12 protein-coding genes are annotated in these 13463 nt (G+C 43.3%); 5 read left to right on the plus strand and 7 right to left on the minus strand.

Annotation, left to right across the window (positions count from 1 at the left end; genetic code table 11):
• Window positions 1-185: 185 nt before the first annotated feature.
• A complete protein-coding gene (locus OCV88_RS10700; protein ID WP_158425502.1) occupies window positions 186-2414 on the minus strand; it encodes an extracellular solute-binding protein in 2229 nt (742 codons plus the stop codon).
• Window positions 2415-2610: 196 nt separating this feature from the next.
• Between OCV88_RS10700 and OCV88_RS10705 the strand changes: the two genes are divergently transcribed.
• From OCV88_RS10705 to OCV88_RS10720, 4 genes are all read left to right on the plus strand, one after another.
• Window positions 2611-3588, plus strand: coding sequence for a sugar phosphate isomerase/epimerase family protein (locus OCV88_RS10705; protein WP_158425503.1), 978 nt, complete (start codon window positions 2611-2613; stop codon window positions 3586-3588).
• Window positions 3589-3799: 211 nt separating this feature from the next.
• On the plus strand, window positions 3800-4228 hold the full coding sequence (locus tag OCV88_RS10710) for a spore coat protein CotJB (RefSeq protein WP_158425504.1): 429 nt from the start codon (window positions 3800-3802) through the stop codon (window positions 4226-4228).
• Complete coding sequence (locus OCV88_RS10715; RefSeq protein WP_158425505.1) at window positions 4228-4842, plus strand: manganese catalase family protein; 615 nt, start codon at window positions 4228-4230, stop codon at window positions 4840-4842. Before OCV88_RS10710 ends, OCV88_RS10715 begins: the two co-directional genes overlap by 1 nt.
• A gap of 265 nt (window positions 4843-5107) precedes the next feature.
• On the plus strand, window positions 5108-6547 hold the full coding sequence (locus OCV88_RS10720; protein ID WP_158425506.1) for a trimethylamine methyltransferase family protein: 1440 nt from the start codon (window positions 5108-5110) through the stop codon (window positions 6545-6547).
• Window positions 6548-6704: 157 nt separating this feature from the next.
• Here OCV88_RS10720 and OCV88_RS10725 read toward each other — a convergent pair whose 3' ends face one another.
• From OCV88_RS10725 to OCV88_RS10750, 6 genes are all read right to left on the minus strand, one after another.
• A complete protein-coding gene (locus OCV88_RS10725; protein WP_158425507.1) occupies window positions 6705-7301 on the minus strand; it encodes a 4'-phosphopantetheinyl transferase family protein in 597 nt (198 codons plus the stop codon).
• A complete protein-coding gene (glmS, locus tag OCV88_RS10730; RefSeq protein WP_158425508.1) occupies window positions 7302-9128 on the minus strand; it encodes a glutamine--fructose-6-phosphate transaminase (isomerizing) in 1827 nt (608 codons plus the stop codon).
• A gap of 287 nt (window positions 9129-9415) precedes the next feature.
• Window positions 9416-10600: a pyridoxal phosphate-dependent aminotransferase gene (locus OCV88_RS10735; protein ID WP_158425509.1), complete on the minus strand. Its 1185-nt coding sequence runs from the start codon at window positions 10598-10600 to the stop codon at window positions 9416-9418.
• Window positions 10601-10716: 116 nt separating this feature from the next.
• Entirely contained in the window at window positions 10717-11466 is a 750-nt protein-coding gene (locus OCV88_RS10740) for an ABC transporter permease (RefSeq protein WP_158425510.1), read from the minus strand.
• On the minus strand, window positions 11457-12236 hold the full coding sequence (locus OCV88_RS10745; protein ID WP_158425511.1) for an ABC transporter ATP-binding protein: 780 nt from the start codon (window positions 12234-12236) through the stop codon (window positions 11457-11459). The genes OCV88_RS10740 and OCV88_RS10745 overlap by 10 nt, the downstream gene beginning before the upstream one ends.
• A gap of 152 nt (window positions 12237-12388) precedes the next feature.
• Complete coding sequence (locus tag OCV88_RS10750; RefSeq protein ID WP_158425512.1) at window positions 12389-12583, minus strand: hypothetical protein; 195 nt, start codon at window positions 12581-12583, stop codon at window positions 12389-12391.
• A gap of 183 nt (window positions 12584-12766) precedes the next feature.
• On the opposite strand from OCV88_RS10750, the gene OCV88_RS10755 reads away from it, so the two are divergent.
• A complete protein-coding gene (locus OCV88_RS10755; protein ID WP_262591199.1) occupies window positions 12767-13453 on the plus strand; it encodes a GntR family transcriptional regulator in 687 nt (228 codons plus the stop codon).
• Window positions 13454-13463: the final 10 nt, after the last annotated feature.

A 13463-nucleotide genomic window follows, 5' to 3' on the forward strand; every position in this document is an offset into this window, starting at 1 on the left:
TTTATATCACATTTTTTTAATTTTATAAGTCTTATATTTATCATTTTATATTTTTATTTTTTCTTTATCATCATTTATAGATTTCAGCATTTTAGAGGATATTTTGATCTACAAATTTTTGAGAAATAAAAAAAGAGCAACAGGGGCCAAAAATGACCGATATTGCTCTTTATTATCTGTTTTTTCTATTTTGTATCGTTCAAAATATCGTTTTTTAGATCTATTCTCAGATTTTGAATTGCCATCTCAGCATCCTCCTGTCCGATCACAGCATTGTGAACCCGGTTCCCAATCAGGGTTTCCACCTTAATCTCAGACAAATGATATCTTTGAATATTTTCAGGGATACATCTGGCTTTCACAGTATCAAACCCTTCTACAGCTGTGCCGAACCATCGGTATACACCCTCCAGAATTTCCCTGGACTCCTCATCAAAATCCGGACTTACCCGTCCTAAAACGGCATTTTCTTCCAGAAGCCCTCCGTTACTGATCCACTTCAAAAACTCATAAGCCTCTGCTCTGCTCTTGCTGGTGTTTCGCACCGCCAAAGACCAGCCTCCCTGGACACTGGTTTTTCCCGGCAGAACCGCAACCTGATATTTTCCCGCAATTTTGGAGTGCTTTTTCTCAGCAAGAGCGCTGGCATGTTCAGAGAACATCATCATCATAGCGGCCTTGCCCCTGATAAATTCATTTACCTGCTCATCCCACCACCAGTCCACGGACTTCTCATTGGCGTACAAAAATCCTTCCATATAATTTTCCAGAGCCCGCCTTGCAGCCTCTTCATTTTTTATGATTTTACCGTCCTCAAATATGGCCCCGCCCATACTCCACAGCCGGGGAAGATACTCGCAGACCGCACCTGAATAGGCGCTTCCGCCAAGAGTAATTCCATACTTTGTCTCGGAATCCGGATTGTACTTTCTTGTAAACAGACGTGCAACTTTATTAAACTCCTCCCAGGTCCTTGGAACTCTCAGCTCCTCCTTATACCACTCATAGTACAATCTCTGGTTTTTAATTTTATCAAAGAGATCTTTCCGGTAAAACAAAAGCTGCACAGAAAAAACATAAGGTACGCCGTATATATGACCATTCACTCTTGAAAAGGCATCCAGCACACGTTCTGAATATTTTTCCGTACACCTGCTGTTGTGCTGCACAAAATCATCCAGGCATGAAATCACATTCTGGCGCGCAAGCTCATCCATCCACGGCACATCAATGCTGTAAATATCAAATTCCTGTTTTTTTTGATCCTCCATAATCGTATGAAACATCCCTGAAATTTTTTTTGTTACAATTTCTACCTCTATGCCGGTCCTTCTTGTAAAATTAGGGAGAAGAGCCCTCACCGCATCACTGCTGGGACTTTCATTTAAAAGGACCCTCAGCTTCCTGCTTTCCAAAGTCTTCCTAAATGATGATTCCCTTACTTCTCCGGGCATAGGCCGCACCAGCATCCTGTAGTTCCCATAGCCGGTCTCCTGCTCTATCACCTTTACTATCGTTTCAAAGGCATGCCGTCCCACCGACTTAAAAGGCAGAGGAATAATCTCGTCTTCAAAAAAAGGCGTTTTCTTTCCCTGATTAAAAATAATTACCTTCATATTATGCCCATCCTCCCCTTCCAGAATATACTGAAAGCGGTGAATCTCTCTGGCGACAGCTTCGTTGGATACGATCACTGCATCCGGCCGGGGCGACAGCTGAAATAACCTTGCAGCTCCTTTTGCCTCATATTCCGTGCTCACCTGAATAATCTCCATATATTTCTGATGATCAGTCTGACTGTCCTGAAGCATTCCCTTGCAATATGTATTAATCAACTGATCGTGATATGAGCTTTGGGCGTCCTCCGTAACAAGAGCAATCCGTTTTCCCTGTTCTCTGTAATATCCAATCAGATTTTCCATTGTATCTGAGATATCAAAGCCGATAAAATTACAGTCGCTGCCGGAAAGATCTGCAATGCAAAACACGATTTTCAGTCCTTTTTTTATAATATCAGAAAAAAACGCAAGGTTTGAAGGCTGACAGGAAACAAGAATTACACCGTCCACATTATTCATAATAGATTCATTTAGTATTTTACACTCTTTATCCGCAATTCCATCTGAAACTTTTAGGTTCAGTGTATAATTACTTTTCTCAGCTTCATTTCTTACAGCTTCATAAAGTTCCGGAAACTCAGCAGAAGACATATTTGGCACCACCAGATCAATCTGGTTGGTATATTCCATTTTCAAATTGCGGGCTGCTGAATTTGGCTTATATCCTAAAGCAGCCATTGCCTCTTCCACTTTTTTTATTTTATCAACACTGACATTTTTTACTCCGTTCACAACATTAGAAACCGTCCCATGGGATACCCCTGCCAGTTTAGCTACATCCTTCATTGTTACCATCTTCTGCTTCACCTCACAAACTATTTTGTATATATCTTAACACAACTCAATACAAACTGTCAGTATTTTAGACTTTTGGTTTTTCCTTTTCTGACTGTTTTTTAGCTTTTCTTGCTTTTTTATGTATATAATGTTATTATATGCTTAAATACAGACTCATTCGGTCATATTCGGTTATTTTGAAAGGAGCTATTTTATGAAACTAGGATTTTTTACCGCAAATTTTACAGAAAAACCTCTTCAAGAAGTTATAAAACTGATTGCCCCCTTTGGTTATGAATCATTAGAAATTCCCGCATATGAAGGAAACGGCCAGCTGGAAACAGCTGATATCTTAAAGGGAAACCGGGCGGCAGAACTAAAAAAAATGGCCGCCGGATACGGAATGACCATTGACGCCCTAAGCAACCACTCAGATTCCTTTTTAATTATGGGGCCAACCGGTAAGGATACTGATTTCATATACAAAGGAACTCCGGAAGAGAAGATTAAACACGGAACAGAAAGCCTGATCCGCACCGCCCAGGCAGCAAATGCGCTGGAAGTTCCTACTGTAGTAGGTTATCCGGGGGTTGAGAACTGGGGACGCTTTTTTTTCTTTCCATATGGAGAAGGCTGGAGCGAATATGAGGAGCAGTTTGTAGAACGCTTTACACCAATTCTGGATAAATTTCAGGAATACGGCGTGCGCTTTGCCATTGAAATTCATCCAAACAGTTTTGTATACGATATCCACACTGCCCTCCGGGCGCTGGAACTAGTAAATTACCATCCGGCTCTTGGTTATAATTTTGATCCGGCAAACACTATGTATCTTATGATAGATCCCGCTACCCTGATTGATACTTTAAAAGACAGAATTTACCATGTCCATGCAAAGGACGCCGAGCTTGCAAAGCATAATCTCGCAAAAGGCGGAACCCTTATGCACGGCGATATGCGGGCTTTAGACCACACGTACCGCTTTCGTATTCCCGGCTGGGGCCAGGTGGACTGGAAAAGCGTAATTACGGAACTCTCAATGGTAGGTTATAATGGTCCCCTCAGCTATGAGCATGAAGATGTGACCATGAGCCGTATGGACGGGGTCAAAAAAGTAGCTCCATTTTTGAAACCACTGCTGATTGAAGCGCCTTATGAAGGGCGCACTGACAAGCTGTTTAACAAAGATTAAAATCTATAATCCTGAAATTAAAATTTTAAATTTTTTAAGTATTTTTCTGAAAGCAGCACCTTTTTTGTACCTTTCAAATAAGGTAAGCTGCTTTCATTTTTTATTTTACCATATTTTCACACTTCAATTTATTCATAAACTTTCCACCCATGAATTCACCTTTCATGCAGATACTAAAGTGTACCACTTAATGTAGAAAGGAGATTTCATTATGAGTGACTGTAACGCACAATCTCTTGGGATTGCTTATGTACCTGTCCAAAAGGCAGATTTTACAAATATTTATTCCGAAAAGGAAGCGCTGCATTCAGGAACAATTTTCCCAGAATTAAACCTTCCGTTTTTTATAACGGAAACAGATAAAATGGAAGCTGGCGCCTCCTGCACCGGTCCATTAAAGGACATTATGGAAACAGGTTTCTTTTTGGATGATCTGACATTGTATCTGGATACTCATCCGGATGATAAAGAAGCCCTTTCCTTAATGAATGAGTATCTGAAAAAGAAGGAACAGCTTGTAACTGAATTTTCAAAGTCGCACTTTACACTGACGAAAAACTGTGTACCGCAGGCTGAAGAATCCAACAAAACATTTGCCTGGGCTGACGGCCCGGCGCCATGGGAAGGAGTGTGTGAATAATGTGGGTTTATGAAAAACGACTGCAGTTCCCCGTTAAAATTACAAAAACATGTCCAAAAACCGCAAAACTGATTATCAGCCAGTATGGTGGTCCGGACGGTGAATTAAGCGCATCTATGCGGTATCTGGCCCAGCGTTATACTATGCCGGTGAAATCTGTGGGCGGTCTTCTGACAGATATTGGTACCGAAGAACTTGCTCATATGGAAATCATATGTGCAATGGTCTACCAGCTGACAAAGGATCTTCCAATGAAAGAAATCAAAGAAAGCGGCTTCGACGCTTACTATATTGATCATACTACTGCGCTCTGGCCTCAGGCTGCCGCAGGGCTTCCATTTTCCGCTATTGAATTTCAGTCAAAAGGTGACGCTGTCACAGACTTAACCGAAGACCTTGCAGCAGAACAGAAAGCGCGTACCGTATACGAAAATCTTCTTCGGGCCATTCCAGATCCGGAAGTGCGCGAACCGCTGAAATTCCTGCGGGCTCGGGAAATTGTTCATTTCCAGCGTTTTGGAGAAGCCCTGGAAAAAACCAAAGACACTCTGGATGCCAAAAACTTCTACTATTTCAATCCGGAATACGACAAAGCCATGTACCGGACTATCTAAAAAGAAGTTCTCAAAAAATCTTTCATGAGAGTCTCAAATGGTTTTCATCTGAATTGAAACAAAATCAGCAGCATTCTGGGGAAAGACATATGTCTTCCCTCAGAATGGCACTACATATTTCAATCCTGCCTCCTGTTCAAGTATAGCATGCTCATTTTTTTGCAGCAAGCCTTGCAATCTCAAGCTTGTCTGATATAATTGATTAAGCATCAGGTGTCTTGTCACCTGTATATCTATTACAAGTATTCCCCAGGAGGATTTTTATATGAAGGGCAGAATAAAATTTGATGTTTTAACCCAGCCTGAACTGGACTTATTTAAAAACCGTATAGAAACACTATTAGAACAAAGGGGTATCACCCTTGATCATGAGCCGTTGAAGACAGAGCTTGCCGCTTTTGGCTGCACAGTAAAAGAAAACCATGTATATTTTCCAAAAGCAGTAATTCAAAAAGCACTCTCAAGTATCCCCCAGCACTTTACTTTATACTCGCCTTCCGGAAAATACGATATGGTATACCCGCATCCCCGGAAAAGCTTTTATACAAGAACCTGCACAGGCGCTCCCAATTATCTGCCGGTTTCCGGTAAAAAACACTATATCACCCTGAATGATACTGCGGAATGGTTCCATCTGGTAAACCACATGGAACAGGTGGATTTTGCAGCTCTCCCTTCCACCTGTGATCCTGGTATCCCCGGCCAGGCCATTGATATTTATACGTTAGAGCAGGCCCTTCAGATATCTGAAAAACATATTTGGATACAGCCCTATGAAGCCGCCAACACAAAATATTTAATTGATATGTGTGCAGCCGCCGCCAAAGGAGCTGATAACCTTCGTCAAAAGCCCTTTGTCAGCTTTATTTCCTGCAGTGTTCCTATTCTGAAATTTAAATATATGGATGCAGAAATTATTTATCAGTGCGCAAAAGCCGGTATTCCGGTACAGCCCTGCGCCCTGCCGGCTGCCGGAGCCAATACACCAGTGACAGCCCAGGGAACTGCTCTGGCCGCCTGCGCAGATGTTTTAGCCCAGATTGTTATGCTGCAGCTTTTATGCCCCGGTCTGCCGGTAATCGCCACTCCACTGCTGTTTTCCATGGATATGCAGACCACTTACACTCTGCAGTCCAATACAGAAATCACACTGGGGCGGCTGATCTGTATGCAGGCATTTGAACAGGGGTATCATATTCCATGCCATTCCTACGGAACCGGAACCGACAGTATGCTGCTGGATCCACAGAATATGATTGAACGCACTTCCCTGATTCATATGATGGCCATGTCCGACGCCAGTGTCCTAGGAGGCGCGGGCCAGCTTGAGACTGCAAAAACTATCAGCCCCCTTCAGCTGATTATTGATAATGAAATCTTTTCTATTGCCAGACGCCTGCGGCAGGGACTGGCCGTCAACGACGAAACACTGGATTTTGAAGAGCTTCTTCAAGGTGATGATGATGACGGATATCTTATGAGTGAACACACACTGGACCATTTCCAGGAAATGCACCGCCCGCCGCTTTTTTACAAAGGCTTTGTAAGAGACGGTCACGAAGAGGAAAAATCCATGCTTGACCGGGCAGAAGAAACTTATCACCATATTATGTCCCTTCCACAAAACCATATGCTGGACAGCGCTTCTTTGCAGGCCGTCCATGAGATTGCCGTAAACGCAGCCAAAAAGCTTTCCCTCTCCTAAAGAAGGGAATGTGCTAAGCCCGATACTTTTCATCGTCCCCCGGACGCATATGGCCACATAAATAAAAAACCGAAATCCCAATACTGCTTCTTCTGATCTTGAGTTCCCGGCTCTGACCTTTAACAGCAGTCTTAACATACGGATTTCGGTTTTTATTTTATTCAGTTTCAGTCAGTAAAACCCAGTTTACTTCTCCAATCTCTTCTGCGGTAATGCAGACTGCCAGCGGCCCGCAAAGCAGCTTCTGTCCTGAAAGCAGCGTTTCACCATCCAAAAGGAAATGCCTCTGCTGCACTTCTTTCGTACTTTCCGACAATCCTTCTTCTGATATAACAGAAAACGAATCCATTCCCTGGGTCAATCCGGCACCGGTATATTTCAGATAACTTTCCTTGGCTGCCCAGACCTGAAAAAACGGTTCATAATCCTTTGCCGCAAGCCAGGCATCCTCTTTCGGGTGAAAAAAACGTCCGGATACCCGGTCTTTCCTGCAGTTCTGGGTTTTCTGAACATCCAGACCCACCGCTTTTTGGGCGAATGCGCACATCCATAAAGTTCCACTGTGGGAAATGGAAAATTCCAGCTCTCTTATATTGCCGATGTAAGGTTTCACATAAGGTCCTTTGGCAATAATCTGAAACTCCTCCGGCACAGACCGGCCGCAGGAAGAAAGCCACTGCCCTGCAGCGGTCGTCAGAAGCTTATGAGAACCGTTCTTCCCGTCCCACATAGTATAATAAATTGTAATATCCATCTATTCAACAGTCACTGATTTTGCAAGATTTTTCGGCTTATCCACATCGCATCCTCTGGCAACCGCCACATAATATGCAAACAGCTGCAGGGGAATTAACGCCAGAGAACTTGTAAAATACTTATTTGTCTCAGGAATATAAATGACATAATCCGCCGTCTTTTCAATCTCAGTATTTCCTTCCACCGTCACGGCCATAGCAAACGCCCCTCTGGACTTTACTTCCTGAATATTGCTGATAGTCTTTTTAAACAGCGCCTCCTGAGTGAGTACCGCCACCACAAGGGTTCCGTCCTCAACAAGAGAAATTGTCCCGTGTTTTAGTTCTCCGGCTGCGTAGGCCTCCGCATGAATGTATGAGATTTCTTTCAGCTTCAATGCCCCCTCCATAGAAAGCGCATAATCCAGTCCTCTTCCTATGAAAAAGACATCTCTGGCCGCAATATACCGATTGGCGAATTTCTGAATATGATTTCGATTGGCAAGCAGCATTTGAATCTGATCCGGAAGCCGTTTTAAGTCCTGAATCATATCATCAACCTCTTCTTCTGACACAGTTCCCCGGACTTCAGCAAATTTAATTGCCAGAAGATACTCTGCCATCAGCTGGGTGCTGAATGCCTTTGTAGTAGCTACCGCGATTTCCGGTCCCGCCCAGGTATAAATAACCTTATCCGCTTCCCGGGCAATGGAGCTTCCCACTACATTTACAATAGCAAGCGTCATGGCGCCTTTTTCCTTTGCTTCCCGAAGGGCAGCCAGTGAATCTGCCGTCTCTCCGGACTGACTGATAATAATTACCAGATCTCCTTTGCGCAGAATCGGATTTCTGTAGCGAAACTCACTTGCCACATCCACAAAAGCCGGTATCCGGGCCATCTCTTCAAAAATATATTTCGCACACATTCCTGTATAGCTTGCAGAACCGCACGCTACAATATGAATATTGTTAATGCTGCGGATTTCTTCGTCTGTCATGCCCAGCTCTTCAATCACAACTTTTCCGTTGGAAAGACGCGGTTCTAACGTATCTCTCACAGCTTTGGGCTGTTCATACATTTCTTTTAACATAAAATGCTCATAGCCGCCCTTTTCCGCAGCATTTACATCCCATTCCACCGTATGCATCTCTTTTTCAATTTCTTCCTGATCTATGTTGAAAAAAGTTATTTTGTCTTTTTTGAGCACCGCAATTTCTTCGTTCTGAATATAAAATACATCTCTTGTATATTTCAGAATAGCAGGTACATCCGACGCAATAAGATTTCCGTCCTTTCCTTTTCCCACAATCAGCGGGCTGTCTTTTCGCATGGCAAAAAAACGTTCCGGAAAATCCCGAAACATAATTCCCAGCGCATAGGAACCATCCACCCGGTCCATTACTTTTGTAATCGCTTCCATAGGATCGCCGCTGTAGTAATAATCCAGCAGATGGGCAACTACTTCTGTATCCGTATCCGAGGCGAACTGATAGCCCTTTGTGAGCAGTTTCTGTTTTAATTTAATATAATTTTCAATAATTCCGTTATGAACAACTACAATGGATCCATCCGTGTTCTGATGAGGATGGGCATTCAAATCTGTAGGCGCCCCGTGAGTAGCCCACCGGGTATGGCCAATCCCCATAGTTCCCGGCATCTCAGCTCCGTCATGGGTCAGTTCACTGAGCACTTTTAACCTTCCGGTGGACTTTCTGATCTGGATCTCTCCCTGATTATTCACCGCAATTCCCGCTGAATCATATCCCCGGTACTCCAGTTTGGAAAGTCCGTCCAGCAGAATAGGAGCCGCCTGCTTCTCTCCAATATATCCTACAATCCCGCACATACTGTCATTCCTCCTGTTTTCTTATCAGATTTTTATCTTACCATAATTATATGAAAAGAGCTATAAAAAGAATCCTGCCACGGCAGGATTCTCCGCCTGCGGCGGGCTGCATAAACAACATGATTCCACTCCGCCGCAGTGCGATCCACAACGGAGCGTTTTTTGCTCTATAGGAATCGGTACTTTTCAGCTTTATCACAACACGGTATTTCTTATAGAGTAAAAAAGGAATGATACTTCCATATCATCCCTATCTTTACGCTCTAAAATCAAAAATCTGATTACCTTTACTTTTGATACATCTCCATCAGCTTCTGAAACCCCGGCAGACTTTCTTTTGCTACCTTCGCCGGCACACAGTATGAAATTCTCACCCACCCTGGTCCGTAAAATGCAGTTCCCGGCGCCATAAGAATTTTCTCTTTTTTAGCCATCTCACAAAAATGGGCATCGTCTTCTTCCAGGGCCTTTACAAACAAATAAAATGCACCGTCAGGATGAATGCATGTATATCCCATTTCAGTAAGTCCCTGATATAAAATGTCTCTGGTCTCTTCATAAATGCTGATATCCACCGATGCGTCCACACACTTCATCAGCATTTTCTGCTGAAGGGAAGGTGCATTCACATATCCAAGATAACGCATGGAAGCTGTCAATCCCGCAATCAGATCCTCAAAGTCTTCTACCTCTGGCTCCATGGCAATATAACCGATTCGTTCTCCCGGAATGGACAGCGCCTTACTGTAAGAGTATACAACAATTGTATTTTTATAGTAATCTGTCAGATACGGCACCTCTATGCCATATGCCAGCTTGCGGTACGGTTCATCCGACACAAGATAAATGGGATGTCCGTATTCTTTTTCTTTTTCTTCCAAAATAGAAGCTACCATCTTCAATGATTCCGGCGTATATACTGCTCCGGTAGGATTGTTAGGTGTATTAATCAGTACGAATCTGGTCCGTTCAGAAAATGCAGCTCTGAAAGTCTCCGGGTCCGGCTGCAGCGTCTCCATATTGCAGAGAGCTGGCACAAGTTTTCCGTAAAAGGTCTCCACATAACTTTTATATTCCCAGAAATATGGGGCAAATGTAATTACTTCATCCTCTTTATCCAGAATCGTATTTGACAGCATCGCCAGCGCCGAAGCAGCTCCGCTGGTCATAACAATCCCGTCACAGGTATAAGTGCATCCGTATTTTTCATTTAGATAGTCTGCAATATGCTGGCGTACCTCCGGATGTCCTACATTGGCAGGGTAGCCATGGAGAGCCAGAGCCGGTTCTGTATCCAGAATTTCTTTCATTGCTTCATTTACAATTGCCGGTGGTTCCACACTTGGATTGCCTATGCTGAAATTATAAATATTTTCCGGGCCGTAAACAGCCGCCAGTTTTTTACCTTCTTCAAAGATATCTCTGATACAAATAGAAGAATCCAGAGATGCTCTTAATCGTTTTGATATCATATTCTGCCTCCAGGTTGTAATTAAATCCTTTATCTGAGTCCTGTATTTTTCACAGGTTTAATGTGTTAAAGCGTTAATGTCCTTGTACATGATAGCACATTCCTCAAAAAAGTCAATTAATCTGCCCGATAGTTTCCACAAAAACTTCCGTACAAAATTATCAGCATTACATAACAGACAAAGCCCAAAATTCCCAGCATCAAGATTCCTCCGTACATCATCCGGTAATCCTGAGCTCTCATAAAATGAAAGATAAAGCTGCCAAGACCACCTTTTGACGCGAAGCTTTCTGCAAAAAACAAGATGGTAACCACACCCCCAAAGCAGACCTGCAGCGAGGAAAAAAATGCCGGCAGACAGCTGGGCAGATACAGATGTCTGCACATCTGCACCTTTGTTGCCCCAAGGGAGCGCATCATAAGAACACTGTTCGCCGGTATCTGCACCGCACTTTTGCGCACTGCGGCAGTAACCTGAAAGTATATAGCCACAGCAATGAGAACCATGGCCGGCAGGCTGCCAACACCACAGACTACAACCAATACCGGAAGCAGAATAATCTTTGGCACCGGATAAAGCACGTACAGTAACGGCCCCAAAAATCCTTCTACCTGTCTTCTGCGCCCTAACAGCAGCCCTGATGGTATTCCCAGAAAGCTGCCAACAGCCAGCCCGGCGGCCAGACGCACAGCACTAAGCCCGGTATCCTGTAAAAGTCCCTCATGAGCAATCCCCGAAATCAATCCAAGAAAACTCTGCAGCGGGCCCGGAAAACACTCTTTTTTTAGCAGAATACTTAAAATCTGCCACACGGCAAACAAAAAAATCAGTGGTCCTATTACTTTTCTTATCGGCTTTACTTCCATATCCGCTCCTTCTGTTCTCCGCTCCCCTCTCTGCTGATCACTTTTTGTTTCAGCCTCCTGCACATTTCAAAGAACTGATGACTTTCCCGAAATCCGCTGTTCTCCGGATGTGGATTCTCCACAATTTCACCTACAATCCCAGGATATTCCATCAGCCATATTTTCTGTCCCAAAAATACTGCCTCCTCTATACTATGGGTAATACAAACCATTGTAAAATCTCTCTGCTTTAAAAATTCCAGCAGCAGATTTTCCGCGCTTTCCTGAAGACTGATATCCAATTCAGACAAAGGCTCATCCAGAAGAAGTGTTTTTGGATGCATCACCAGCGCCCTGGCCAGCGCAGCCAGCTGACGCTGGCCGACAGTCAATTCCCTGGGATAACAGTCCTTAAACACAAGCAGATTTAACTGTGTGAGAACCTCTATAGCCAGCCGTTCCGTATCCGGGGTCAGATTCCCATTTAATTCCAGACCCAAAACAGCATTTCTGTACACAGTTTTCCATTCCAGCAGTCCATGGTCCTGCAAAACTACTGCCACATCTTCCGGTGTCTTTTTTAACACTTCCCCTTTGTATAAAAGAACGCCATTCTCCGCAGGGTGCAGTCCTGCAAGAAGGTGTAATAAAGTGCTTTTTCCGCTGCCCAGAGGGCCCACAATAGTGATCCGGTCTCCCTGACAGATATCAAGGGTCAAATCCGAGAGCACTTTTATTTTCTTACTGCTCTCTGTACAGTGGACAGCATCCACATGCTGCAAATGATACATATTCAGACTCCTCCTGATTCAGATATATAATATGAACAAAAAAGCTCCCCTTTTATACTTTTGTATTTAAGGAAAATTCCGATACACAAAATCAGCGCAAAACCTGCTGGTCTCACGCTGACTACTGTATACCATTTATATTTATTAGCATGTTATTTGGCAACGACTTTTTTTGCAGCTGACTTGATTTTATCTGCCAGTGACTCCTCTGCCGCATCATCGGCATCTTCAAAGTCATCCTCCAGCTCTTCATATTTGTCGTCCTTTGTAAAATACTCATAAGCCTTATATACAACAATTCCGATAACCGCCAGTACCACCAGTGTTTTTAAGCATTTCCTCAGCATAATACAGTCCCTTCCTTTCCGCGTACAACATTTACTAATAAAATCATAACACTTCGCCGCTCTCCTTGCAAGGATGTTTTGTATGCCTGCAGAGCAAATTTCCACAGCAGTATGAACCTTTACTTTCGAATTTACTTTTGCTATAATTTTTCTAATATTTCATACCAAAAAGGGGGGAACACTGTGAATACATCCGAGAAATATACACAGCTGAAAGAACCGTCAGAAAGCAAACAAACCCTGGCCTATCAGCAGATAAAAGAAGATATTTTGAATAATACTTATAAAGAGGGAACCGTTATGGTAGAACGGAAACTCTGCGATATTTACAATATGAGCCGCTCTCCCATCCGCAATGCTCTGCAGCAGCTGACCCATGAAGGCCTGCTGGCATTTATCCCAGGCAAGGGAGTTGTGGTACCTGAATTTACAACTGAAGATATCTTAGAAGTATATGATCTGATTGAAATTCTGCAGGTATACGCTGTAAAATCCTGCATCAGCAAATGTACCGATGTTACGCTGGAATCTCTGCACCTTGTCCTTGACAAAATGCATAAATCTTTAAAAGAAGAAGATATTTATCAGTGTACACGCTGGGATCAGAAGTTCCACGAACTGATCGTAGACTACTCGTCTAATACAAGACTTCAGAATATTTATGCCCAGATGAACTGTCAGCATATGCGTTTTATTGCCACCATTCTAGATGACCTGGCCCTGGCTGAGCGTTCCTACCAGGAACACATGTCAATTTTAAAGGCAATTGAAGACCGGAATGTGCCATTAGCAGAAGAAGCCCTTCGGCTTCATTACCAGAATATTAAACAATACTATATCAACAAACTTATTCACCGAATACACATTTAAAAGGAGGATT

The organism is Brotonthovivens ammoniilytica (genome assembly GCF_025566885.1).
Lineage (GTDB): Bacteria > Bacillota > Clostridia > Lachnospirales > Lachnospiraceae > Brotonthovivens > Brotonthovivens ammoniilytica.

Bases quoted from the DNA above. Each gene is read 5' to 3' on its own strand.
- OCV88_RS10700 (WP_158425502.1), bottom strand. From the start codon at position 2,414: ATGGTAACAATGAAGGATGTAGCTAAACTGGCAGGGGTATCCCATGGG.
- OCV88_RS10705 (WP_158425503.1), top strand. From the start codon at position 2,611: ATGAAACTAGGATTTTTTACCGCAAATTTTACAGAAAAACCTCTTCAA.
- OCV88_RS10710 (WP_158425504.1), top strand. From the start codon at position 3,800: ATGAGTGACTGTAACGCACAATCTCTTGGGATTGCTTATGTACCTGTC.
- OCV88_RS10715 (WP_158425505.1), top strand. From the start codon at position 4,228: ATGTGGGTTTATGAAAAACGACTGCAGTTCCCCGTTAAAATTACAAAA.
- OCV88_RS10720 (WP_158425506.1), top strand. From the start codon at position 5,108: ATGAAGGGCAGAATAAAATTTGATGTTTTAACCCAGCCTGAACTGGAC.
- OCV88_RS10725 (WP_158425507.1), bottom strand. From the start codon at position 7,301: ATGGATATTACAATTTATTATACTATGTGGGACGGGAAGAACGGTTCT.
- glmS (WP_158425508.1), bottom strand. From the start codon at position 9,128: ATGTGCGGGATTGTAGGATATATTGGAGAGAAGCAGGCGGCTCCTATT.
- OCV88_RS10735 (WP_158425509.1), bottom strand. From the start codon at position 10,600: ATGATATCAAAACGATTAAGAGCATCTCTGGATTCTTCTATTTGTATC.
- OCV88_RS10740 (WP_158425510.1), bottom strand. From the start codon at position 11,466: ATGGAAGTAAAGCCGATAAGAAAAGTAATAGGACCACTGATTTTTTTG.
- OCV88_RS10745 (WP_158425511.1), bottom strand. From the start codon at position 12,236: ATGTATCATTTGCAGCATGTGGATGCTGTCCACTGTACAGAGAGCAGT.
- OCV88_RS10750 (WP_158425512.1), bottom strand. From the start codon at position 12,583: ATGCTGAGGAAATGCTTAAAAACACTGGTGGTACTGGCGGTTATCGGA.